19 protein-coding genes and 1 pseudogene are annotated in these 22,772 nt (G+C 72.6%); 13 read left to right on the plus strand and 7 right to left on the minus strand.

Translation table 11 applies throughout. From position 1 onward, the window contains the following. Together IEY56_RS00005 and IEY56_RS00010 are read right to left on the minus strand one after the other, a co-directional pair. Window positions 1-392 (minus strand): annotated as a pseudogene (locus tag IEY56_RS00005) (IS5 family transposase); the annotation flags it as partial. A 169-nt stretch (window positions 393-561) separates the two neighbouring features. Then, a complete protein-coding gene (locus tag IEY56_RS00010; RefSeq protein ID WP_189034937.1) occupies window positions 562-1,257 on the minus strand; it encodes a histone deacetylase in 696 nt (231 codons plus the stop codon). A 210-nt stretch (window positions 1,258-1,467) separates the two neighbouring features. Here IEY56_RS00010 and IEY56_RS00015 point away from each other — a divergent pair, with 210 nt between their 5' ends. After that, window positions 1,468-3,855 (plus strand): ATP-binding SpoIIE family protein phosphatase, encoded by a 2,388-nt coding sequence (locus IEY56_RS00015; RefSeq protein WP_189034938.1) that lies wholly within the window; start codon window positions 1,468-1,470, stop codon window positions 3,853-3,855. A gap of 42 nt (window positions 3,856-3,897) precedes the next feature. Here IEY56_RS00015 and IEY56_RS28185 read toward each other — a convergent pair whose 3' ends face one another. Both IEY56_RS28185 and IEY56_RS00020 read right to left on the minus strand, forming a co-directional pair. Beyond that, the gene (locus IEY56_RS28185; protein ID WP_229711397.1) at window positions 3,898-4,059 is read right to left on the minus strand and encodes a hypothetical protein; all 162 of its coding nucleotides are present in this window, start codon (window positions 4,057-4,059) and stop codon (window positions 3,898-3,900) included. Next, window positions 4,038-5,138, minus strand: coding sequence for an FG-GAP repeat domain-containing protein (locus IEY56_RS00020; RefSeq protein WP_229711399.1), 1,101 nt, complete (start codon window positions 5,136-5,138; stop codon window positions 4,038-4,040). The genes IEY56_RS28185 and IEY56_RS00020 overlap by 22 nt, the downstream gene beginning before the upstream one ends. Window positions 5,139-5,390: 252 nt before the next feature. Between IEY56_RS00020 and IEY56_RS00025 the strand changes: the two genes are divergently transcribed. From IEY56_RS00025 to IEY56_RS00045, 5 genes are all read left to right on the plus strand, one after another. Beyond that, entirely contained in the window at window positions 5,391-5,789 is a 399-nt protein-coding gene (locus IEY56_RS00025) for a GntR family transcriptional regulator (RefSeq protein ID WP_229711401.1), read from the plus strand. Continuing rightward, window positions 5,786-6,724, plus strand: coding sequence for an ATP-binding cassette domain-containing protein (locus tag IEY56_RS00030; RefSeq protein ID WP_189034940.1), 939 nt, complete (start codon window positions 5,786-5,788; stop codon window positions 6,722-6,724). The genes IEY56_RS00025 and IEY56_RS00030 overlap by 4 nt, the downstream gene beginning before the upstream one ends. Then, window positions 6,721-7,653: an ABC-2 membrane transporter-related protein gene (locus IEY56_RS00035; protein ID WP_189034941.1), complete on the plus strand. Its 933-nt coding sequence runs from the start codon at window positions 6,721-6,723 to the stop codon at window positions 7,651-7,653. The genes IEY56_RS00030 and IEY56_RS00035 overlap by 4 nt, the downstream gene beginning before the upstream one ends. Before the next feature lie 179 nt (window positions 7,654-7,832). Then, window positions 7,833-9,368, plus strand: coding sequence for a glycosyltransferase 87 family protein (locus IEY56_RS00040; protein ID WP_189034942.1), 1,536 nt, complete (start codon window positions 7,833-7,835; stop codon window positions 9,366-9,368). A 388-nt stretch (window positions 9,369-9,756) separates the two neighbouring features. Next, on the plus strand, window positions 9,757-11,694 hold the full coding sequence (locus IEY56_RS00045; protein ID WP_189034943.1) for a LamG domain-containing protein: 1,938 nt from the start codon (window positions 9,757-9,759) through the stop codon (window positions 11,692-11,694). A 205-nt stretch (window positions 11,695-11,899) separates the two neighbouring features. Here the strand turns inward: IEY56_RS00045 and IEY56_RS00050 are convergent, their stop codons facing one another. From IEY56_RS00050 to IEY56_RS00060, 3 genes are all read right to left on the minus strand, one after another. Next, on the minus strand, window positions 11,900-13,501 hold the full coding sequence (locus IEY56_RS00050) for an ABC transporter substrate-binding protein (RefSeq protein ID WP_189034944.1): 1,602 nt from the start codon (window positions 13,499-13,501) through the stop codon (window positions 11,900-11,902). A 904-nt stretch (window positions 13,502-14,405) separates the two neighbouring features. After that, window positions 14,406-14,648 carry a hypothetical protein gene (locus tag IEY56_RS00055; protein WP_189034945.1) on the minus strand — a complete coding sequence of 81 codons (243 nt, stop codon included), beginning with the start codon at window positions 14,646-14,648 and terminating at the stop codon, window positions 14,406-14,408. A gap of 1 nt (window position 14,649) precedes the next feature. Further along, window positions 14,650-15,090, minus strand: coding sequence for a DUF1622 domain-containing protein (locus IEY56_RS00060; RefSeq protein WP_189034946.1), 441 nt, complete (start codon window positions 15,088-15,090; stop codon window positions 14,650-14,652). Between the two features lie 196 nt (window positions 15,091-15,286). On the opposite strand from IEY56_RS00060, the gene IEY56_RS00065 reads away from it, so the two are divergent. The 7 genes from IEY56_RS00065 (at window position 15,287) to IEY56_RS00095 (ending at window position 22,596) form a co-directional block, all read left to right on the plus strand. After that, on the plus strand, window positions 15,287-15,634 hold the full coding sequence (locus IEY56_RS00065; RefSeq protein ID WP_189034947.1) for a DUF1330 domain-containing protein: 348 nt from the start codon (window positions 15,287-15,289) through the stop codon (window positions 15,632-15,634). Between the two features lie 97 nt (window positions 15,635-15,731). After that, complete coding sequence (locus IEY56_RS00070; RefSeq protein WP_189034948.1) at window positions 15,732-16,448, plus strand: maleylpyruvate isomerase N-terminal domain-containing protein; 717 nt, start codon at window positions 15,732-15,734, stop codon at window positions 16,446-16,448. Window positions 16,449-16,552: 104 nt separating this feature from the next. After that, the gene (locus tag IEY56_RS00075) at window positions 16,553-17,095 is read left to right on the plus strand and encodes a GNAT family N-acetyltransferase (RefSeq protein ID WP_189034949.1); all 543 of its coding nucleotides are present in this window, start codon (window positions 16,553-16,555) and stop codon (window positions 17,093-17,095) included. A 176-nt stretch (window positions 17,096-17,271) separates the two neighbouring features. Then, entirely contained in the window at window positions 17,272-18,585 is a 1,314-nt protein-coding gene (locus IEY56_RS00080; RefSeq protein WP_189034950.1) for an NAD-binding protein, read from the plus strand. Further along, window positions 18,582-20,132: a TrkH family potassium uptake protein gene (locus tag IEY56_RS00085; RefSeq protein WP_229711403.1), complete on the plus strand. Its 1,551-nt coding sequence runs from the start codon at window positions 18,582-18,584 to the stop codon at window positions 20,130-20,132. Before IEY56_RS00080 ends, IEY56_RS00085 begins: the two co-directional genes overlap by 4 nt. Before the next feature lie 137 nt (window positions 20,133-20,269). Continuing rightward, window positions 20,270-21,613: an MFS transporter gene (locus tag IEY56_RS00090; protein ID WP_189034951.1), complete on the plus strand. Its 1,344-nt coding sequence runs from the start codon at window positions 20,270-20,272 to the stop codon at window positions 21,611-21,613. Window positions 21,614-21,672: 59 nt separating this feature from the next. Further along, entirely contained in the window at window positions 21,673-22,596 is a 924-nt protein-coding gene (locus IEY56_RS00095) for a LysR family transcriptional regulator (RefSeq protein ID WP_189034952.1), read from the plus strand. Window positions 22,597-22,772 lie beyond the last annotated feature (176 nt).

Raw genomic sequence — 22,772 nt, forward strand, 5'->3', positions numbered from 1 at the left:
TTTGGACGTCAGTCCGCCTCTCGAGCGTCCGAGCGCCTGGCAGTGCCCCCTTTTCGTGCTCCGGCGGCGTGCTGGTGTGCGCGCACGGTGGTGGAGTCCACGCACACGATCGACCAGTCCACCGTGCCGACGGCGTCCGAGTGCTGCTGGACCCGGGACAGTATCCGGTCCCAGGTCCCGTCAGCCGACCAGCGGCGGAACCGTTCATAGACCGTTTTCCACGGCCCGTACCGCTCAGGCAGGTCCCGCCAGGCCGCACCGGTCGACAACTTCCACAGAATCCCGTTGATCACCTGACGTCTGTCCCGCACAGGGCGACCCATCCGAGAAGACGGCAACAGCGGCTCGATCCGTTCCCAGGCATGATCAGTCAGCTCATGACGACGAGGCACCACAACTAACCAACGCCGACACCCACTTTGCGGACACGCCCTAGGGCCTGTCGGACAAATCCCGCCTGGCTCGCGCCGCCTGGCACGCACGTCTGCTGCGTTGTCGAATCGACCGAGTAGCCCAGGCTTGGGGCGTGGCCCGCCCCGAACGTCGCGTCCGTCGGCTTCGCTACACCGGGTCCGCGTCCGGCTCGAACGTCGTGAGCAGTTCCGCCACGGCTTCTGCCGACCAGTGGCCGGCGGCTCCCGGGCGCGACGTCAGGTACGCGGCGATGCGCCCGGGGGACCACGCGTGCGCCTCCGCCAGCCCGGAGGCGAGCTGCCACAGGTAGGCGGCGGCCGGAGGGTTCCAGGCCACGTCGTCGCGGCCCCAGGGCGCCGTGAACGTCAGTACGGGCAGACCGTCGAGTGTGCCCGCGCAGATCAACGTCTCGTAGCGCCCCGGCCCCAGCTCGGCCCGGCCCGTGGCGAGTGCCTCGCCGAGGTCCAGGTCGGTGCCCGGTTCCCTGCGCATCTCCTGAGCGGCGATGTCGGAGAACTGCCCCGCGGTGAGGAGGTACGCCCGCGCCGCCGTCTCACCGGCGCAGCCGGGGTCGTAGAAGGCGAGGCCCCCCGTCCACGTCGGCGACTCCAGGGCGAAGTACAGCTGGCCCGGCAGCATGACCGGCACCGTGCGCTCGGGCCCGCGGGGGTCGCGGCAGCCGGGGCAGGCGTGGCGCGCCCCGGGCGGCCTCCCTCCCGTCAGGTAGTAGCCGAGCCGCGCGAGATGGAGGTTGGACCCGAAGGCCGCGTACCACACGCGGTCCACCTGCGCCGTGGACTCGAACCGCTGCTCCGCGGGCGCGAGTTGCCGGGGGATCGTCATGCACACCGTTCCGCGGGGCTCGTGGGGGCGACTGCGGGGCCGGACGGCGGGGGCACCGTCGGCGGGGCAACAGCATGCCAGCCGCTGCTCGCGGCGGCCGGAGCGGGCCGTCACCGGCCCGGTACGCGGGCCTCGGCGTCCCCGGAACGGTGAGGCCGCGGGGTCTCTCGCGACCCGAGGGACAATAGGTGTGTGGATGGGAGAAAAACCATGGGAAGCACCTCTCACCGACCCGGAAGAGGGCTGGGCTTCTGTCTCCCCTACACGGTCACCGTCGTACTCGACCACACAGGCACTGTGAGCGGCTGGTCGCAGGAAGCGAGCGAGCTGCTGGGGTACGGCGGCCCGGACGTGATCGGGAAGCCCTTCACCGACCTCGTGGCCGAGCCTCCGCCCAGGGGAGCGGTTCCCGAGGACGGCTTCACGCAGCTGCGGCACAGCGACGGCACCGGCCGCGAGGTGGCGCTGCGCGTCACCCCGCTCGACAGCGACGGCTACGGCAGCGGCCAGACCGGCTGGATGGTGCTCGCCACGCCCGCCGAGACCGCGGCGCAGTGCGAGCAGGGCGTCGCGATCCGCCGGGCTCTCGCAGCGCAGCCCGAGCAGCGCGGGATGGCCGTCCACGACACGGACCTGAACGTCCTGAGCACCAACGTCCCTCCCGGGGCGCCGGAGCTCGGCGGAGTGCTCTACGGGCCGGACGCCGAGGCCTTCCGCGCCGTGCTGCGTGAGGCGACCACCACCGGCCGCCCCGTCTTCGACCGGGAGGCGGCGCTGCGCACCGACGGGCGCCGCCGCACCGTCTCCCAGAGCGTGCTGCCGCTCTCCGACGTGCACGGCGACCGCAGCGGCGTGCTGTCGTTCTGGCGGGACACCACCGACCAGACGCGCATGCGCAAGCACCTCGAACTGCTGCGGGAGTCCGCGGTGCGGATCAGCGCCTCCCTGGACGTCCGCCGTGTCGCCCAGGACCTCGCGGACATCCTCGTGCCGGGCCTCGGCGACCTCGCCACGGTGGAGCTCGCGGAGTCCGTCCTGATCGGCGACGACCCTCCCGACGCCGGCCGCTGGGACCGCCAGCGCCTCGTCCGCGTCGCGGGAGCCACCACGGGGCCGTGGCCGGAAGGCCTGCTCGCACCCGGCACCCCGTGCCCGCCGCTTCCCGACAGCGAGGACCTGCGGACCGTGCGGAGCGGCGAGGCCGTCGTCACCGACCGCCGGGGCGCCGTCGCCGCCGTGGGCGAGGGGCAGCAGCGGCTCTTCGTCCCTCCCGGCGGCCACTCGCTCGCCGTCGCCCCCATCAGGGCCCGGGGCCTCGCCCTCGGCCTCGTCTCGGTGTGGCGCACCGACCAGACCGACGCCATCACCGAGGACGAGCGGGTGCTCCTCACGGAGATCTGCTCCCGCGCGTCGATCTCCCTGGACAACGCCCGCCGCTACACCCGCGAGCACCGCTCGGCCGGCGCCCTGCAGCAGCGGCTCCTCCCGCGGCCGGCGACCAGCACCATGGCGGCCGAGACGGCAGGCAGCTACCGCCCGGCGGGCGGCGGCAACAGGGTCGGCGGCGACTGGTTCGACGCGATCCCCCTTCCCGGCCTGAGGACCGCCCTCGTGGTCGGGGACGTCACGGGCCATGGCCTGTACGCGGCGGCTGCCATGGGGCGGCTGAGGACCGCCATCCAGACGCTCGCCGCGCTCGAACTCGACCCCGACGACCTCCTGCACCACGTCGACGACCTCGTCCACGACCTGGCCGCCGAAGCGGACCCGGAACAGGGGGACACGGGCGGAGCCACGTGCCTGGTGGCGGTCTGGGACCCCATCAACCAGCAGTGCACGATGGCCAGTGCCGGGCACCCTCCGCCCGTCCTCGTCACCCCCGACGGGGACGTGCGCCTGCTGGACCTTCCGCCGGGGCCGCCGCTCGGCGTGGGCGGCATGCCCTTCGAGAGCCACGTCGTGCGCCTGGAGCCCGGCAGCGTCCTCGCCCTCTACACGGACGGTCTCGTCTGCGACGACGGCGACTTGGAGCGCGGCATGCGGCGGCTCTGCGACGCCCTCCAGGAGCGCTGCCGCAACGTCGAACCCCTGCAGGAGGTCGGGCCCGCCCTCCTGCGCGACCTTCTGGAGGGCCACCAGCGCAACGACGACGTCGCGCTGCTGCTCGCCCGCACCCGCGCCATCTCGCCGTGGCACACCATGAGCTGGACGCTGCCCGCCGAAGCCGAGTCCGTCGGCCAGGCCCGTTCGGCGGCTGTGCGCCAGCTCGCCGCGTGGGGTCTGGGGGAGATCGCCTTCAGTGTCGAACTCGTGGTGAGCGAACTGGTCACGAACGCCGTCCGCTACGCCGGCGGCCCCGTCGGACTGCGTCTCATCCGCTCCCCGGACGCCCTCATCGTCGAGGTCACCGACCCGAGCAGCACGGCGCCCCGCCTGCGCCGGGCGCGGGAGACCGATGAGGGCGGGCGCGGACTGTGGCTCGTCGCGCAGATGACCACGCGGTGGGGGAGCCGGTACAGCCGGGAGGGCAACAAGACGATCTGGACGGAGCAGCCCCTCACCCCCGAGCCGCTGGTCGCGCCTCTCGAGACGGCGTGACCGCCGGGATGTCCCGGGCGGTACCGGTCCTCACGGGGTGTCTCAGGGGGTGTCCGGTTCCCGCGCCAGCCCGGCGGCCGCGAACGACGCCTCGTCGCGCGGCGTCGTGCCGTCCGTGATCCACCAGTGGGTGGGCCCTTCCCCGTACAGGCCGAACAGCCCGCCGTGTGCCCAGTTCAGGATCAGCTCGTCCTTTCCGTCCACGTCGAAGTCGGCAGCCCCCGCGGGGCGCGCGTTGCGGTCCCTGCGGGGCCCTTCCGCACCTCGCGGCCGACGGCGACGCGGTCGCCGCCGTCGATGAGCGTCGCGCCGTCGTAGGTGGCCACCAGGATGCCGTCGCGGCCGTCGCCGTCCGGGTCGGCCGCCAGGAAACCGCCGGGCCCGTAGTCGGTGGCGGCACCCTCGGGGACCTCGGGCAGCCGGTGCCTGGCCGGTGTGCCGGAGCGTCCGCTGTACACGGTGAGCGAGCCGCCGACCTCCGGCGGCTCGGTCTCGTAACCGGGCTCGTCATTGCGGCTGCCGTCGTCCCCTATGGCCACGTCGCGCTCACCGTCCCCGTCGAAGTCGCCGAACGCGTGGGCGTTGCCGGCGCGGAGCCGCTTGCTGACCGGAGTCAGGCCGGAGCCCCGGCGGGCACGGTGGAGGACGGCGCGGGACTGCTCGCCGTCGTTTGCCTCGTGGACGAGTACGGAGGTCGGCCGCGGCTCGCCGGACGGGTCGATGTCGTCCGCCGCGAGATCGCCCTCCGGGACCGTCACGTCGGTGTCGGTCCGCGCCGGCACGCCGGAGCGGGTGAACGGGCCGTACAGCACCGCCAGGGACGAGTCCTCGGCCCCCGGTCCGTTTCCGGTGCGCGCCGCGAGGTCGTGGTGCCCGTCTCCGTCGAAGTCGCCGCGTACGACGTCCGAGAGGCCGAGCGGCGAGACACCCTCCGGTAGCCGCACCGGGGTCGCGCGCGCTCCGGCCGCGGGGCCGCGGGAGCCGCCCCAGCTCACGTACGGGACGGCGCGGTACTCGTCCTCGGCCTCGTTCCCGACCCGCTTGTCCTCGACGACCGTCACGAAGTCCGGGAAGCCGTCGCCGTTCACGTCGTCGGGGTCCTGCGATCCCTTCCCCGGGACCGGCGGGCGGCTCTCGCGCGGCGGTCCGGGCACCGGGACCTCGTGGGAGACGCCGCGGCCGGCCGTCGTGTCCGTCGCGTCGGTGCCGCATGCGGTGAGCGTGGCCAGGACCGCCCACGCGACGGCGGCCGGCGGGACGGCCCGGGTCCTACGAGACTTCATGCGCACAACCTCGCAGCCGTGGCACGCCGTGCGGGCCGGATGCCCGCGACTGTTGCCCGTCTGTCGAACACCCCGCGGGGCGCGCTCCGTTCACCGCCTCCGTCCCGCATTTCTCCGGGGCGCGGCGCTGGTGGGAGCGCGGGCGGCCCGAGGCCGGGCCCCGGTCCGAGTGCGGGATCGACGATGCCGCTTGACATCCGCATCGAGGCTCGTCCACCCTTTCACTACTCAATTAGTGAAAGGGTTGAGTGTGTGAGCACCGGGGGAACCGTCGAGTTCCGCATCGACCGCCGCAGCGGGGTCGCGACCTACTGGCAGATCGTCCAGCAGGCGAAGCAGGCGCTGAGGCTCGGACTGCTGCGGCCCGGTGACAAGCTGCCCACCGCCCGCGAGGTCGTCGAGGCCACCGCGATCAACCCGAACACCGTCCTGAAGGCATACCGCGAACTCGAGCGTGAGGGCCTCGTCGAGGCCCGCCGGGGGCTGGGCACTTTCGTGCGGGCCTCGCTCGGCGCCGCCGGCGACTCGCGCTACAGGGCCGACCTGGAGGACTGGGTCGCCCGCGCCCACGAGGACGGTCTGGGCCGGGAGGACATCACGGCCCTCTTCGACTCCGTCCTCGACGGACATTTCCCGCAGGAGACCCCATGACCGACGCCGTGGCCGCGCTGGAAGCGGCCGGAGTGGGCATGTCCTGCTCGCGCCGGAGGGGAGCCGTCGTCGAAGACTGCTCCTTCCGCCTTCCCCAGGGCCGGATCTGCGCCCTCGTCGGGCCCAACGGGGCCGGGAAGACCACGCTCCTCCGGCTCGCCGCCGGGCTGCTCCGGCCGGCCCGCGGCACCCTGTCGGTCCTCGGCCGCACCCCGGCCGCCGCACGCGGACGCGTCGCCTACGTCGCCCAGTCCAAGCCGCTCCACCCCCACCTGTCCGTCGCCGACACGCTCCGCTTCGGCGCGGAGCTCAACCGGGACACGGGGCGGTGGGACCAGCCGGCCGCCGAGCGGATCGCGTACGGGGACGAGACCCTCGACCCGTTCACGAAGATCCGCGCCCTCTCCGGAGGGCAGCGCACGCGGGTGGCGCTCGCCCTGGCTCTCGGCAAGCGGGCCGAGCTGATGCTGCTCGACGAGCCCATGGGCGACCTGGATCCGCTGGCCCGAAGGCAGCTGACCGGTGCCCTGATGGCCGCCGCCGAGAGCGGCACCACCATCGTGATGTCCTCGCACGTCATCACCGAGCTCGAGAGCTCGTGCGACTTCCTGCTCCTGGTGGCGGGCGGCCGGCTGCGCCTCGCCGGCGCACTCGAGGAGGTGGTGTCCGCGCACACGCTGCTCACCGGCACGTCCGCTCTCGACACGTCCCGGCAGACGGTGATCGAGCAGCGCTCCGTGGGCCGCGGCCGCACCGCCCTGGTGAGGGCGGACGGCGCACCGGTCGGGGAGTGGCTGGCCGAGCGCCCCACCGTCGAGGAAGTCGTACTGGCCCACCTCCGCAACACCCAGGCACCACCCCTCCTCGCCGAGGAGGCCGCACCCGAATCCGCCCGGCGCGCACCGCACGCCCGATCACAGGAGAACGCCGCATGACCGCCAGCACCGAGCGGGGCGCCGACGCCCCCGACCGCATACCCGGCGACCACCGCCACCTCTGGACGGTGATCCGGCTCCACCGGCCCGCCATGTGGGTGTGGATCGCCTTCGTGGTGCTCACGACGGCGGCCATGCTCTGGCTGCGCTACGGCCCGTACGGAACGGGCGCCGTGGAGATCCAGGAAGGGTGCGGCACCGCGGGCGTGCGGGACTGCAGCATGATCCCGAACGACGCGGAGGCCCTCTTCCAGTTCTGGAACCTGCTCGACCAGATCTCCTCGGTGCTGCGGAACATCGCCCCGGTCGTCGCGGCCTGGGCCGGCGGGGCGGTCGTCGCACGCGAACTGGAGAACGGGACAGCAGAGTTGGCGTGGACCCAGGCCGTCACACCCACCCGCTGGCTGAAGGAGAAGCTTGCGGTCCCCGCTCTCTTCCTGACGGTCGGGACCGGCGCGCTCGTGCTGCACTTCCGCACGCTTCTGTACTGGGCCGACGCCCACAACCTGCTCGGGGCGGGCTACGACATCCAGGACTTCTACTTCGCGTTCGGGCCGTCCACCGTCGCCCTCGTCCTGTTCGGCCTGGCCATCGGCGTCCTCACCGGCTTCCTGGCACGCGGCACCCTGCCGGCCCTCGCGGTCGCGGGCGCCGTCACCTGGATCTCCACCTGGCTGATGAACCCCTGGCGCACCCAGATCTGGCCGACCGTCACACACCCCCGGAAGGGCGAGGGTCCCTTCGGTTACGCGGCGATGCCCTGCCAGTGGAAGCAGGCCGACCACAAGTACTCCGTGGACGCCTGCCTCGGCGCGAAGCCGGCCTCCCTCTACTGGCCCGTGCAGCTCGTGGAGACGGGATTCCTCCTCCTGATCGGCGGGCTCGCCGTCGCGGCCGCCTTCTGGCTGCTGCGCCGCCGCACCCCCTGAACTGAGCGCCGCGTCGCCGCCGTCAGCCCGACGAGGGGACGGTGGCGCCGTCCGGCGTGCCCGAAAACAGCCGCACGCGCGCCGCCGGGCGCCTCTGCCCGTCCCTCCCCGCGCGAGGCGGTCCGCTCGCCCCCCGAGTACCAGCCGGACCGAACACACCACGACCGAACGAGGGGACCATGACCGCGACCAAGCCGATGGAGCGAGCCGCGCCGGCACCCGGCGCGCCCCGCTGGAAACGGGACAGCGGACTGTGGGAGCCGGCGGGCCTGGCGCTGTGCGCGGCGCTCGCACTCGCTCTCGCCGTCTCGTCCCCGCCGTGGGTGCCGCAGCAGATCTGGGGCATGTGCGCGGCACCCGCCTACGCTGCCGCAGCCGTGGCGGCGTGGAGACGCCCCGGGCGGTGGGCGCCGCTCACCCGGGCGATCGCCGTGGCCGGAGCCATCGTGCTGCCGCTGGTGCTGCTGGCCGTGCTCGGCAAGGCGCAGATGGAGGTCGGCGTCGTCGAGCGGGCGGGGGAGCTCCTGCTGTCCACCGGCAGCCCCTACGCGGACGATCCGCGCCAGGTCAGCGACTTCAACCCCTACCTTCCCGGCATGGCGCTGTTCGGCCTGCCCGGAGCGGTGTCCGGCGACGTCCCCGGTCTCGGCCTCCTCGCCGGGCCGCGCCTGTGGTTCGCCGTCTGCTTCCTCGCGGCGATGGCCGCCGCGGCGCGTGTCGCGGGGGCTGGCTCCCGGACCCGTCCGGCGCTGACGCTGGTCGCCGCCTGCCCCGCCGTCGCGCTGCCGCTGGCGATCGGCGGCGTGGACCCGCCGGTCGTGGGGCTGATGTGCCTGGGGCTCGCCTTCGCGGGCAGGGGGGACGGCGGCCGTGCCGGCGTCGCACTGGGACTGGCCGCCGCGCTGAAGTGGACGGCCTGGCCGGCCCTGCCGGTCGTCTTCGTCCTGCTGGCGGTACGTCACCGCGAGGCCGTCCTGCGGTGCGCGGCGTCCGCGGCGGGCGTGCTCGCCCTGGTCTCCGCTCCGGTGCTCCTCACCGGTGCACGGGCGTGCGTGCAGCACGTCGTGCTCTATCCGCTGGGTCTCGCCGACGTCCCGTCGTCCGCCGCGAGCCCGCTCCCGGGGCACCTGCTGGCGACCCGCGTCCCGCACGGGAACGCCGTCGCCGTCGGCGCGCTGGCCGTCTGCGCCGCCTTGATGGCCGCGTCGCTCCTCGTCCGCCCGCCCCGCGGCGGCTCCGCCGCGGCCGAGCGGATCGCGCTGGGCCTGGCGCTGGCGATGCTGCTCGCGCCGGCCACCAGGAGCGGCTACGTCATCTACCCGCTCGTCCTGTTCTGCTGGTTCCGCCTCGCACGCCCCGGCGCCGACGGCGCGGACCCCGCGCCCGCACGAGCCGGAACGGCCTGCCGCTACGGCCGCCTCATCGCCGCCCGGGCACCGCGGACGCCCGTCCGTCCGCCCTGCAGCAGCGACCCGCACTGCGCGGGCCGTCACCCCCGCCGTGGAGGCACCGCGGGCGCAGCCGGACGCCGGTGCGCCGTCCACCGGCAGCCGGGACGGCGGGAGGTCCGCCACACCGCACGGACCGAAGGGCGGCGGGGCCGCACGAGGTTCGCCGCGCTGGCGCGCTGGTCCGGTCTCCTGCCGGGGTCGCGGTCCGGTTCGGGGTCGCCGTCCGGTTCGGGGCCGGGGGCCGGGACGCGGCCGCGGTCGTGACGAGCGGGGGTGTCGCGGGGGCGGAACGACGGGTCTGGCACAGCGTGTGCGGCTTCGCCGGATTCGCCTCCGCGGCAGCCGGGAGGCGGCGTGGCGCCCGGGCATAGTCCGCGGTGGAGGCGGGCCGGTGGGACGAACCGGCACCACTCGCCACCAACTCACTCACCGGCCGGACAAGCTTTGGCCCAAGGCTGCTAAGACTATGGCGCTCGGGGCCCGAGTGCGCTGGACTTGACGTCGACCACCCATGACATCGACGCGGATCCCGGCGTCGAATCCGCACGCGAAGCATCGCCTTGTGACCACGTCACCCCCGCGACCCCCGATGCCTCGCGACGGAGACGCCGTGAACCGCCGGGAATCGACCCGGGGGAACCGGATGGACTGCGTGAACCTCTCAGATGCGGAGCTGCTCCGTCTCGTACGGGCGGGCGGGGAGAGCTCCGCCTCCGCGCTCCAGGAGCTCGAGCAGCGCCACTTCCCCGCCGTGCGGACCTTCGCGGCAGTCAGCGCCGTCCACATGCAGGCCGCCGCCGAACTGGCCTACCAGGCCTGGCAGGGCGCGCTGCGGCAGCAGCTCGACGGCGGAGCGGACGGCGCCGTGCGCGCGGGCGCGCTCTCGTCCGTCCTGCGGACGGCGTCAGCCTGGGCGCAGGGCCACCAACGCTCCGTGCTGCACCCGCAGTTGGCTGCCTGGATCGACGCGACCGGCGCGATGATGCTGACCGGCACGGCGCCGGGGAACCCCTACTCGGTCGCCGCCCGCGCCTTCGCCGGCTTGCCGCCCCACAGCCAGACGGTCCTGTGGCACCGGACGGTCGAGGGCGACGACAGCACGTTCACCGGCCGGCTGGCAGGCGCCGGACCGGGCGAGGTGCCGATGCTGCTGAGCCGGGCGACGGAGGAGCTGTACAGCTCGTACATCCACGCCCTCGGCGACGCGACGCACGAAGAGTGCGGCCGCTACCACCGGCTCGTACTGGCCTACGCGGACACGCGGGCCGCCAACGTCGCCACCGAGGTCTCACCCCACCTCCAGCGGTGCTCCCGCTGCTCCGGGATCGTCACCGACCTCGGCAGCGTGCGCCACGACAGCGGTGCTCTGCTGGCGCAGGCGCTGCTGCCGTGGGGCGGCCTGGAGCACGCCACGCGCGGCACGTACGGGGACGCGACCTTCAGCCTCATGCCCGGCCCAGGCGAGACGGACACCGCCACCGCCGCACTGCCGGCCGACGACTGGAAGCCCGAGGGCCCGGCGCCCGCCCCCACCGCCGACGGGGGCCCGTGGCCCCGGACCCAGCCGGCCGGAGGAGGGAGGCACGCGGCCCTCGCGCCCGCGCAGAGCAGGAGGCGGCACGCGGCCCCCGCGGCTGCGGGCAGGGGGCACGCGCGTCCGAGCTCCAGGCGCCGCGTCGACCTGGTGGTGCGGTGCACCGCGCTCGCCGGCGTCTGCACCGTCGGCGCCGCCTTCGCCTTCGGCCTCGCCGGGAGCGACGGTGGGGGCAGCAGTCCGCAGGTCAAGGCGCCGGCGCTGTCGGCCAAGGAGGCGCCGGCCGCCATCGACACGCCCAGCCCGGCCCGTGCGACGGCCAAGGCGAAGTCCACCTCGCGGCCCTCCACGAAGCCGCCGGAGACGAGCGCTCCGGCACCCCGGCCGAGCGATCCGCGGCCCTCCGCGCCGTCCGTCGGCAGCGCCTCGGTGGCGTGGCTGTTCGAGCAGGCCGACGGCAGGAACGTGACGTCCGACAGCTCGGGCAACGGCAAGGACGGCTCGCTCTTCGGCGCGTCCCGTCCGACACCCGTCAACGGCGTTCTGCCCCTCGACGGCAGCCAGTTCGTGGCGGCCCCGGGCCCCGTGGTGGACACCAGCAGCAGCTTCTCCGTGTCGGTCCAGGTAAGGCTGGACCGCACGGACGTCTCGCAGACCGTCGTGAGCCAGGACTCGTCCGAGGCCAGCGCGTTCATGCTGCGGTACGACGCGGACGAGGCCCAGTGGGAGATGCGGCTGCCGAGGCAGGACTCGGGGGACGCAGAGGGGGAGGCGGACGTGGCCGTCTCGCAGGGCCCCGCCAGGCCCGGCGTCTCGACCCACCTGACCGGTGTCTACGACGACGCGGCCAACCAGGTCCGCCTGTACGTGGACGGCCGCCTGGCCCAGACCGTGCCGCGCACCGACGACTTCGCGTCGTCGGAGAGGTTCATCGTGGGCCGCGGGCTGTCCGGCAACGAGTTCTTCCAGGGGCTCGTCGGTGCGGTCGACGACGTCCAGGCGTTCGGGAGGGCCGTCTCCTCGGCCGAGGCGAAGGCGCTGGCACAGAAGTCCTGACGGGTTCCCGTCCCGCCCGCGCCTCACCGTGGCGCGGGCGGCGTGCGTCCTGCCCGGTTCCCCGGCTCGCGGGGCGGCGCGGCGTGCACGGCGCCCTGCGAGCCGGGGATCTCGCTGCCTCAGCAACGGACGGCCGCTGCACGGACGCACGCCCGTGCAGCGACCACCGCTCGCCTGACGTCCCGTGGCCGGAGCCCGGCCGGCCTCAGCTGCTCACCCCGCGGTCGAGCTCCCAGAGCTGCAGCAGCGACGAGGAGTTGAGCGCCCACTCCACGCCGGTGATGTCGTCGTGTGCCGCGACGTACTGCTTGCCCTGCCACAGCGGCAGCACGGGGACGTCGTCGGCCACGATGTCCTGGGCGCGCGCGAAGTTCTCCGAGGCGTCGGCGCGCTCCGGCTCCCGCCGGGTCTCCGGGATGAGCTCCTCGCGGATCTCCTTGCTGGAGTACGGGGAGTTGAGGACGTTGTCCTTGGCGAAGAAGGGCGCGATGAAGTTGTCCGCGTCGGGGAAGTCCGGCAGCCAGGCGAAGCCGTAGACCTGGTACTCCCCCCTGAGCGACGCGGTGCTGTACGACGTCGGGGGCTCGATCTCGACGCTCGCGTCGAACAGCCCGGAGCCGTTGAGCTGCTTCTCCAGCAGCGCGAACTCCTTGGCGCCGGAACCGCCCTTGCCGACCTGTGGGTAGTGGAGCGAGAGCCTCACCGGGGTCTTCACGTCGGCCTTGCGCAGGGTGCGCTTCGCGGCCTTCTCGTCCGGCTCCCCGTACTCGTTGAAGAAGGAGTTGGTGTGCCCCACCAGCCCGCCCGGCACGACCGAGAACAGGGGCTCGGCGGTACGCGGATACACCGTGCTGACGAGCTGCTTGCGGTCGATGACCTGGGCGAACGCCTGACGGACGGCGCGCTGGCCCACCGTCTCGTCCTCCGTGTCGAAGACGAGGTAGCGGACGGCCTGTCCGGGCTGCTCGACGAGCTTGATCTGGTCGTCGCGGTCCTTCTCCAGCTGCTCGATGTAGCGCGAGGAGACGCCGCCGTTCATCAGGTCGACGTCGCCCGAGTCGAGCGCCTTCTGGAGGCTCTTGGAGGAGTTGAAGAAGCGCAGCTCGATCTTCTGGCTCTTCGCCTGTGAGGCTCCCTGGTAGTCGGGGTTGCCGGAGAGGAGCACCTTGCGCCGCTTGGCGTCGAAGTCGTCGAGTACGTACGGTCCGGAGCCCGTTCCCTTGAAGCCCTTGGCGAGCCGGTCTGCGGGATAGGTCTGGCTGTCGACGATCGAGGCGGCGGGCGTGGCCAGCTTGTAGGGGAAGGTGGCGTCCGGCTTCTTGAGGTGGAAGACGACCTTGTTGCCGGCCTCCGCCTCGACCTCGTCGACGTTGCTGAACAGCGAGGCCGGCCCGCCCTTGAAGTCGATGAGGAGGAGGCGTTCGAGCGAGAACTCCACGTCCTCGGCGTTGAGTTTGTTCCCGTTGGAGAAGGTCAGCCCGTCTCGCAGCGTGCAGCTGTACTGCTCGTTCCGCTTGTCGGTGAAGCCGCACTTCTCGGCGGCGTCGGTCACCGGTTCGGTGCCGGTACGGGGCGGCCGCAGCAGCGTCTGGAACGTGTTGCGCATGATGTTCCAGGAGCTGTCGTCGTACGAGGCCGCGGGGTCGAAGGGCGCCGGGGTGTCCTCGGTGACCGCGACTCTCGCGGTCGTTCCCACCACGATGGTCCCGCCACTGCCCTCTTTCCCGCTCATCCCGCCGCTGCAGGCGGCGAGAGTGGAGGCGAGCAGCCCGGCCAGGGCAAGTGGCGTAAGAGTCCTGCGGTTCATGAACGGCGCCCTCCTTGATCTGTCCCACAGGCGAATGGCGCGGAGAGACGCCAATACTTCCGCAGTGACAGTCCGATGCCGGATGGCGCGGAACGCCACCCTGCACCGGACGAAAGATCACCGGGTCCGCAGGACGGATGCAGGAACGTATCGCACGTCAACGAACCAATGCGGGCACAGTGGTTCGTGGATCGCCCGTCTGACTCGATATCCACCACATGAGTTCGGAATTTTCGATGCCTTGCTCGATTATAAGCGCCGGAGCAGCAACTCCGGTGAGGTGCGGGCGAGTTCGTTCATCATTGAGCGTCCGTCAAGAACTGGAAAACGCCAATGTCCGGTGCCCCTTGGGGAATTGGTTCCTGATTTCCGGATCGCTGCGTCATTGTCCTGGTATGGCAAGCCGGATGGAAGGCGCCGGGGTGAACCGCGGGCGGTGAAATGTGTTCCGGTCCCGGGTGGTTCCAGAAGTCGTCTCGTGAATCCGGCTGGTGGAGATGGACCCCGGGCGTCCTGGCGCGACCGTATTCAGGTCCGCTCAGGCCGCCGAGTTCTTCCCGACATTGTGCGAGGTGGCTGGAATGGCAGGGGTCGAAACGTGGACTTTAGCACCGTCCGCAGTCCGTGAATGCCGGTCCGGACGGGGCCGCCGGGAATCGCCTCCCGGGTGCCCGGCGCGCGACGGCGGCCGACTGCGGGAAGGGGCCCTACGCGACGCCCGGAGGATGCGGGACCAGCGGGATGCCTCTTCGCGAACGCAGTCCGCTCCGGCCGGAACGCACGTCGGTCCGGGCTGCCGTGACCTCGCGGACGACGCGGACCAGCATGGCCGAAATGCGCCTCCCGACGCGGCAGGGGAAAGCTCCTCGTCCGTCGCGACGGCCCCCGCATGGCCCGGCTCCGGTCACGTGCTCTTCTCGGCGACGCCGTAGGCGGCGACCTTGCGGACGGCGATGATCGCCACCGTCAGCAGGATGCCGCTCCACGACAGATCCCCGGCGAGGCGCATCAGCCCGGCCGCCATGAGGAAGTCCAGGAGCAGCGGCAGCGCCGTGCGGATCCTGCGCGTGGCCGCGTAGGCCGTCAGGAAGACCACCACGCCGGCCGCGGTGACGAGGAGCGCCGCCGCCTCGATCGCCGTGGCCACCTCACGGCGCCTTTCGCCGGCCGGTGCCGGTGCCCGCCTCTGCTCCGGCGGGCCGGCCCGGTTCCGCTTCCGCGTCGCTCTCGATCTCGGCCCGCTCCTGGGCGATCTCGCGGCTCAGGAAGTAGTTGAGCGCGGTCCGGATGGCGGCGATCGCGGCGAGCTGCCCGATCTCGGTGAAGCTGGGCGCCACCGCGGTCCGCAGCACGTCGCCCGCGAGCTGGAACTCAAGGCCCAGCACGAGGAACCGTCCCAGCGTCAGCCGGATGCGGTTGAAGCCCTCCGCGCGCCCGCGGCCGCGTACGACCGTCGCGACGAAGCGCCCGAACGCCCAGCACGCCCCCAAGAAGATGATCAACGCGCCCGCGGTCTCCACCACCCGTACGAGGATGCCGATGGCCTCACGCAGGTCCGGTTCCGGCAGTACCTCCCACGAAAGGATCATGCCTGGGCGTTACCCGTCCGCCCGAGCCCCTCTCACCGGCCCTCTCCCAGGCCCTTCCAATGGCAGACACGCCAGGCCGCGGCGTCGGAGCCCGATGAGCTGCGGCCCTGGAGTCGATTACCCGTCAGGTAATCGACCCCGGTGGTCGACGGTGCGACGCTTCGGGCGACCGAGCCGGAACCGCTGGAAGGACGCCATGCCCGCCTACGTCATCGCGCATCTGCGAGAGGCACCCCCGCACCCGGACATCGCCGAGTACATCGAGCGCCTTCCCGCCACCTTCGAGCCGTACGGCGGGAGTTACCTCGTGCACGCCGCGCAGCACGAGATCAAGGAGGGCAGCTGGCCCGGGCACGTCGTGATGATCGGCTTCCCGGGGGCCGCCGAGGCGCAGGCCTGGTGGGACTCGCCCGCGTACCGGGAGATCGCGCCGCTGCGCCGCCGCCACATCGAGGGCGACATCATCCTGGTGGACGGCGTTCCCGAGGGCTACGACCCGGCCGCGACCGTGCGGGCGATGCGCGACGCCCTGCCTGCCGGATAACCCCGCCGGCGAGGCCGTCCAGGGCAGGCCAGGTGGGGCCCCGTCCGCGGGCGGCCCTCGTCGCCGGCCGGGTCAGCCGCCGCCGTACCGTTGCCGCATGTCACACGACCCGCACGACCCGCAACCGCCGCGGCCGGCCGAGGCGCTGCGCGCGGCCTACCGCGCCTTCGACGCCGTGGTCTCGACGGTCACGGACGAACAGTCGTGGCTGCCGAGCGGTTGCGCGGGCTGGTCGGTGCGCGACCTCGTCTTCCACTGCCTGGGCGACGCGCGCCGCGGTCTGGTCGCGCTGCACACACCCGCCGAAGGGCGCCCGGACCGGGACGCCGTCACGTACTGGGAGGACTGGCGCCCCGGGACGGCCCGCGCGGACGCCGGGCGAAGGCACGTGCGGGCCGTGGCCAGCTTGTTCCCGCACATGGACGAACTCCGCGAGGAGTACGCCGAGACGGCGGCCGCGGTCGCGCACGCAGCGGCGGTGACGGCAGCGGACGAGGAGGGAAGCGCGGCGGCCGGGAAGCCGGTGGCGACGCAGGGCCATGTCCTGACCGCCGGCGACCTGATGTGCACGCTCGCCGTCGAGGCGACGGTCCACCATCTCGACCTCGTCGTGTCGTTGCCCGACGCCCCCGGGCCTTCGCCGGAGGGCCTCCGGCTGGTGCGGCGCACGCTCGACGGGCTCCTCGGGCGGCCGGCACCGGCCGCGTGGGACGACGCGCGGTACGCACGGGTGGGAACCGGGCGCGAGTCCCTGACGGACGCCGACCGGGAGGCTCTGGGAGCGGACGCCGACCGCTTCCCGCTGTTCGGCTGAGCACCCGGCCGGCGCGGCCCGGGGCGCGAAAGCCGTCCCCAACCGCCTTCCGTGCCGAATTAATTGGTTTGCCGCCGTTCGGTCCGTGCGGATAGGAAACCTCCATGCTGAGGGGCGAGAAGGTCGGGCTCAGAGCCCGGCACGACGAGGACATTCCGATACTGCGGTCGGAGCTCTACGGCGACGTGGTCAACTCCTCGCGGTCCGACGGCGGGCCCTGGCGGCCGGTCACGCCCGGCTCGAAGGACGCGCCGTTCGTCGTCGACGACAAGGAGCAGCAGACCGCCTCGTTCTCCGTGGTGGAGCTGGAGGGCGGTTCGCTGATCGGCAGCGCGAACCTGTGGGGCATCGACACCCACAACCGGTTCGCGCACATCGGGGTGGGGCTTCTGCCGTCCTCCCGCGGCAAGGGCTACGGCACCGACGTGGTCGGGGTGCTGTGCCACTACGGGTTCGTCGTGCGCGGCCTGCAGCGGCTGCAGATCGAGACGCTGCCCGACAATGCCGGGATGCTGCGGGCCGCCGAGCGCAACGGCTTCGTCCGGGAGGGCGTGATGCGCGCCGCGGCCTGGGTGCTGGGCGAGTTCATGGACGAGGTGCTGCTGGGGCTGCTGGCCCACGAGTGGAAGCCGGCGTCGACGAGCTGACCCGTCCGCAACGGCACGGGGCATGACGCTCCGTGAGCGTCGAACCCCCGTGCCCGGGCCCCGGCCCGAGGCCCACGTCCCGGCACGCAGCCGCGTCGAACTGCCCCCCCGCCGTCCGGAGCCTGCCGCGGGCGGTGCGGCGGTCGTCAGGCATGCGTGCGTGCCACGATGCTGACATGCAGGTCATCGTGGTGGGTGCGGGCCAGGTCGGCCACACCGTGGTCAAGTCGCTCGCCGAGACGCACGAGTGCACGGTGATCGACCTCGACGAGGAGCGCCTGCAGGCCCTCTCGCACACCTACGACGTGCGGATCACGCACGGTAGCGGCGTCCGCCGCGAGACGCTGCTCGAAGCGGGCGTGGCCGATGCCGACCTCGTCCTGGCGTGCACGTCGCGGGACGAGGTCAATCTGGTCATCGCGATGCTCGCCCGCAGGCTGTCGTCGGCGCGGACGGTGGTGCGCGCCACCGACATGGACTACCTGGCGGCCTGGCGCGCGGGCGACCTGGACGTGGACCTCCTCGTCTCGACGGCGTTCGAGACCGCGAGCGCGGTAGCACGCGTCCTCGACGTTCCGGGCGCCCGCCACGTCGACTTCTTCGCCGGCGGGGAGGTGGTCGTACTCGGGATCGACGTGCGCGAGGAGAAGCCCCCGGAGTTCACCGGCTGCCTCAGTGGTGCCGCGGAGCGGCCCGCGGCGTCGCGGCTCGTCGCCGTCGTACGGGACGGGAGCTGGATCAAGCCCGGCTCCCCCGCGGAAGTCCGCCCCGGCGACTGGGCGATCGTGATGGCCTCGCTCCCCGCCGCGCGTGCGTGGAGCCGGCTGGTCGCGGGCGCCGACCCCGTCGACGACGTGGCGCTCTTCGGCGGCGGGCGCGTCGGGACGGCCGTCGCCCAGGTCCTGCTCGGCAAGGGGATCTCCGTGCGGCTCATCGAACCGGACCCGGTGCGGGCGCTCGCGGCCGCCGACTCGCTCGCCGGGGCGCGCGTGTTCCAGGGGACGGGCCTCGACCCGGAGTTCATCCGCCGCGAGCGCATCGGCACGGCCAGGGCGGCCGTGTTCGCCAGCGGCGACGACTCCCGCAACCTCCACGCCGCGGTACTGGCGAAGGCCCACGGGGTGGAGCTCACGATGACGGTCCTCCAAGACCCCGCCGCGGCCCCGGTCTTCGAGGCCGCGGGTGTCGACGTGACGATCGACCCCGGTGACGAGACCGCGGAGAAGATGGCCCGCTTCACGTTCCACGAACGTACGCACCAGGTGGCGATGCTGGAGGACGACCGTTTCGAGGTCCTCGACGTCACCGTCCGGCCGGAGAGCCGGTTCGCGCACCGCCCTGTCGACGCGCTCCCCGGAGCCGGTGTGGGAGCCCTCGTCCGCGACGGCACGGCGCTCTTCCCCGGCGGGGACGACCTGCTGCGCCCCGGAGACCGCGCGATCGTCCTCACCGAGCCCGAGAACGCCCCGGCGATCGAGCGCGACCTGTGACGCTCCCGCGCCTCACGCCGGTCCGCCGGCGGCGCCCGTACCGGCGGATCGGCGTCGACGTGCGGACGGCACTGGGGACCGTCGGCGCTCTGCTCACGTGGTTCGCCGTCGCGTTCGCCGCCCCGGCGGCCGTCGCGCTCGCGTCGGGCGGACCGCCGTGGCCCTTCCTCGCCGCGGGACTCGGAGCGGCCGCGGCGGGCCTGGCGCTGAAGCGGCTGACGGGCAGGCGTCCCCCGCTGGGCGTCCGGGAGGGGTTCCTGGTCGTCGTCGCCGTCTGGCTGCTCGTGCCCGCCTTCGGTGCGCTGCCGTTCGTCCTGGGCCGCGTCCCGCAGCTTCGCCACCCCGTCGACGCGTACTTCGAGGCGATGTCGGGGTTCACCGCCACCGGCGCGACCGTCCTGACCGACGTGAGCGCGCTCGAACCCGCCATGCTCTTCTGGCGCCAGTCCACCCAGGTGCTGGGTGGACTGGGAGTCATCGTCCTCGCGCTGGCGGTGCTGCCGCGGCTGCGCATCGGCGGCCGTGAACTCCTCAGCTACGAGCTGCCGGGAGGCTCCGTCGAGGTCGAGTCGCTCGGTACGACCATCCGCGACACGGCCCAGCGGCTCTGGAAGGTCTACGTCGCGGTGACGGTGCTCGGCGTCCTGGCCCTCGCCTCCCTCGGGTGGAGCGGGCTGGACCGGCGCATGGACCTCGCCGGTGCGTTCTCCTACGGGACGTCGGCCGTGGCCCTCGGCGGATTCGCCCCCGACGCCGGCTCGGCCCGGGGTCTCGCCCCCGTGACGCAGTGGGTGCTGTGCGGGCTGATGACCGTCGCGGGAGTGAACCTGCTGCGGCTGTACCGCCTCGCCGCGCTGCGCCAGTACCGGGGCGTGGCCCGGGACGAGGAACTGCGGCTGTATCTCTGCCTTCTCGTCGTGGGCACCGCGGTCCTGGCTGCCGAACTCGTGCCGGGCGGTTCCGCGGAGGACGCGCTGGGAGACGTCCGGCACGCGGCGTTCCAGGCGGTCTCCACCATGACCACCACCGGCCTGGCGACGCTGGACTGGTCGGCGTGGGGAACGCTCGCGACGGTCACCCTGCTGGGCCTGATGTTCGTCGGGGCCTGCGCCGGATCGGCGAGCGGCTCCATCAAGGTCGTCCGCCACCTCACGCTCTTCCGCTTCGCCCGCCGCGAACTGGAACAGGCCGTCCATCCCGACGCCGTCATCCCGGTACGGGTCAGCGGAAGGGTCGTCGCGGCCCCCGCGCTCCGCTCCGTACTGCTGTTCGTCGTCCTCTACGTGGTCACGCTCGCCCTCGGGACGCTCTGCGTCGCCGTCGACGCCGCGACGGGCAAAGGCGGCACGGACGCGTTCACGGCACTGGGCGCCGCCGCGGCGTGCCTGGGGAACGTGGGCCCGGCGTTCGGCGAGGTGGGCCCGTTCGGTTCCTACGCGCCGCTCGGCCCGGTGTCGAAGACCGCCCTGACGGCCCTCATGCTGCTCGGCAGAATCGAGATCGTCCCCCTGGCGGTGCTGCTCCACCGGAGCTACTGGCGCGCGTAGCAGCCGCAAGCGGAACCGGAGGGCATCGAAAAGACCGTGGGCACCATCGATTTTTTCCTCTGGTTGGAGACGGACACCGCGACCTACGCTGCTGCGCACTCCCGGGTACCGGGGTCCCCACTCGTGTAGGAGCACCGATGGCAGCCACGCCTGCGGATGACCGGACCACGCAAAAAGGGCTACGGCGCAGTGTCATCGCCGGGTCGATAGGCGTACTCGTCCACTGGTTCGACTGGGCGGTCTACGCCTATATGGCCACGACGATGGCGGACATCTTCTTCCCCGACCAGGACGGCACGGCCAGTCTCCTTTCCGTGTTCGCCGTTTTCGCCGTCGCGTTCTTCGTGCGTCCTCTCGGGTCGGTCATCTTCGGGCATCTCGGAGACCGCTTCGGCCGCAAGAAGACCCTTTCGATGGTCATCATCTCGATGGCCGCCGGGACCCTTCTGCTCGGTCTCATTCCGAGCTACGACACGATCGGTGTCGCGGCGCCGGTGCTCCTCGTCGTCGCCCGGGTCATACAGGGCCTCGCCGCCGGCGGCGAGTTCGGGTCGGCCGCCGCCTTCCTCGCGGAGTACTCGCCCGCGAAGCGCCGCGGCCTGGGGACCTCCTCGATCGAGGTCGGCTCCGTCCTCGGCTTCCTGCTGGCGTCCTTCGTGGTGTGGGCGCTGCACACGACGATGAGCGAGGAGACGATCCTCGCCAACGGCTGGCGCCTGCCCTTCCTGCTGACGGTGCCTCTCGCCCTCGTCGGGCTGTACATCCGCCTGAAGGTCGAGGACACCCCGGAGTACCGCGCGCTGGAAAAACTCGACACGGTCCCGGCGTCGCCCGTCGCCGAGGTCTTCAAGAGCAACCGCAGGCAGTTCCTGCAGACCGTCGGCGTCGAGACCTTCATGAACTGCACGTTCTACGTGGTGCTCGTCTACCTCCTCACGTACCAGGAGGAGGTAGTGGGGCTGCATCCGGATCAGGCGGCCCTGCTGTCGACGGTCGCGTCCCTGGTCGCCATCGCCCTCATCCCCCTCTCGGGCATGGCCTCCGACCGGGTGGGGCGCAAGCCGGTCCTGCTGACCGCCGCCGGACTGCTCATCGCGGGCGCCGTGCCCCTCTTCGCCCTCATGCGGCAGGGCTCCGAGGCGGCCGCCTTCGCGGCCACCGCCGGGCTCGCGGCCATCCTGGCGGTCATCCTCGGAACGCACTCCGCGACCGTCGCCGAGCTCTTCCCGACCCGCACCCGGCAGAGCGGGCTGTCCATGGCGTACGCCATCGCGGGCGCCTTCTTCGCCGGCACGCTGCCGTATCTCAACACGTGGCTCATCTCGGTCACGGACGATCCGATGGTCCCGGCCTACACCCTCGTCGCCGTCGGCGTCGTGGGGCTGCTGACGGTGCTGACGATCCCGGAGACCAAGGGCACCGACCTCCTCCATGAGGCGGACAAACCAGCAGGTGGACGAGTTTCCGCGCCCGTAGACTGAGCGGGCGGCGAGGGCATGGACGGTGTGCCTTCCGCGGCCCGTGACGGACGGGAGGGCCGATGCTCAACGTGACCCTGCGGCAGCTCGACTACCTCGTCGCGGTCGCCGAGCACGGCACGGTCACCGCCGCGGCGCAGGCCCTGCATCTCTCCCAGTCGACGGTGTCGACGGCGATCGCCGACCTCGAGCACATCCTCAAGATCAGCCTGTTCGTGCGGCACGCCCGCGGGCTGTCGCTCACCCGCGACGGCGAGATGGTCCTCGCCGAGGCCAGGCACCTGCTGCGGGACGCCGCGAACCTCGAACGGCGTGCGGCCGGGCTCAGAGGCGAACTGGCGGGGGAGCTGCACATCGGGTGCTACTCGACGATCGCGCCGCTGCTGCTGCCCGCCGTCGTCACCGAGTTCATGCACCGCTACCCGGCCGTCGACGTGAACTTCTCGGAGGGGTCGCAGAACGCGCTGCTGGAGGAGATGGACCAGGGGAAGAGCGACGTGGCCGTCATGTACGCGTACCGGTTCCGGGACCGCCTGACGGACCTCGGCCACGCGGCCACCAAGCTCACCGCCGTGCCGCCACACGTCCTGCTGCATCCGGAGCACCGTCTCGCCCAGTCGGACACCGTGTCCCTGCGCGATCTGGCCGGGGAGCCCTACATCCTCTTCGACCTCGAACCGGGCGGGCAGTACTTCCTCTCCCTTTTCGACGCGGAGGGCGTGAGACCCGACATCCGCTTCCGCACGCCCAATTCGGAACTCGTGCGCTGCCTCGTCGCCCGGGGCGCGGGATATTCGCTGCTGAGCCAGCGGCCGCGGACGACCGTCAGCTACGAGGGACTTCCGTATGTGACGAGAGAACTCACCGCAGGGCACGAAGGACTCGACGTCGTCGCCGTCACGCCGGGCGACCGCATGCGCAGCCAGCGGGTCGTCACGTTCATCGAGATGGCCGTGGAGCTCCTCAGACCCGAGGTATTGAATTAACCGAACGGACCTACGGAAATCCGTTCTGGCTGGCGGCACTTCCTCTCCGTACGATGATGAACGAAATCCCCGGGCGACGCCGCCGTGACGGATTCGCCGCGTGCGGCGACGCCGCATGCGGAACCCGTCGCATTCCGGAATGCGGGGGCCCCGGCGAGGCCGCCGGACCGACCGGG

The organism is Streptomyces daqingensis, assembly GCF_014645895.1.
Classification (GTDB): domain Bacteria; phylum Actinomycetota; class Actinomycetes; order Streptomycetales; family Streptomycetaceae; genus Streptomyces; species Streptomyces daqingensis.

Coding starts and splice junctions, on each gene's coding strand:
- IEY56_RS00010 (WP_189034937.1), bottom strand. CDS start 1,257: ATGACGATCCCCCGGCAACTCGCGCCCGCGGAGCAGCGGTTCGAGTCC.
- IEY56_RS00015 (WP_189034938.1), top strand. CDS start 1,468: ATGGGAAGCACCTCTCACCGACCCGGAAGAGGGCTGGGCTTCTGTCTC.
- IEY56_RS00020 (WP_229711399.1), bottom strand. CDS start 5,138: ATGAAGTCTCGTAGGACCCGGGCCGTCCCGCCGGCCGCCGTCGCGTGG.
- IEY56_RS00030 (WP_189034940.1), top strand. CDS start 5,786: ATGACCGACGCCGTGGCCGCGCTGGAAGCGGCCGGAGTGGGCATGTCC.
- IEY56_RS00035 (WP_189034941.1), top strand. CDS start 6,721: ATGACCGCCAGCACCGAGCGGGGCGCCGACGCCCCCGACCGCATACCC.
- IEY56_RS00040 (WP_189034942.1), top strand. CDS start 7,833: ATGACCGCGACCAAGCCGATGGAGCGAGCCGCGCCGGCACCCGGCGCG.
- IEY56_RS00050 (WP_189034944.1), bottom strand. CDS start 13,501: ATGAACCGCAGGACTCTTACGCCACTTGCCCTGGCCGGGCTGCTCGCC.
- IEY56_RS00060 (WP_189034946.1), bottom strand. CDS start 15,090: ATGATCCTTTCGTGGGAGGTACTGCCGGAACCGGACCTGCGTGAGGCC.
- IEY56_RS00065 (WP_189034947.1), top strand. CDS start 15,287: ATGCCCGCCTACGTCATCGCGCATCTGCGAGAGGCACCCCCGCACCCG.
- IEY56_RS00070 (WP_189034948.1), top strand. CDS start 15,732: ATGTCACACGACCCGCACGACCCGCAACCGCCGCGGCCGGCCGAGGCG.
- IEY56_RS00075 (WP_189034949.1), top strand. CDS start 16,553: ATGCTGAGGGGCGAGAAGGTCGGGCTCAGAGCCCGGCACGACGAGGAC.
- IEY56_RS00080 (WP_189034950.1), top strand. CDS start 17,272: ATGCAGGTCATCGTGGTGGGTGCGGGCCAGGTCGGCCACACCGTGGTC.
- IEY56_RS00090 (WP_189034951.1), top strand. CDS start 20,270: ATGGCAGCCACGCCTGCGGATGACCGGACCACGCAAAAAGGGCTACGG.
- IEY56_RS00095 (WP_189034952.1), top strand. CDS start 21,673: ATGCTCAACGTGACCCTGCGGCAGCTCGACTACCTCGTCGCGGTCGCC.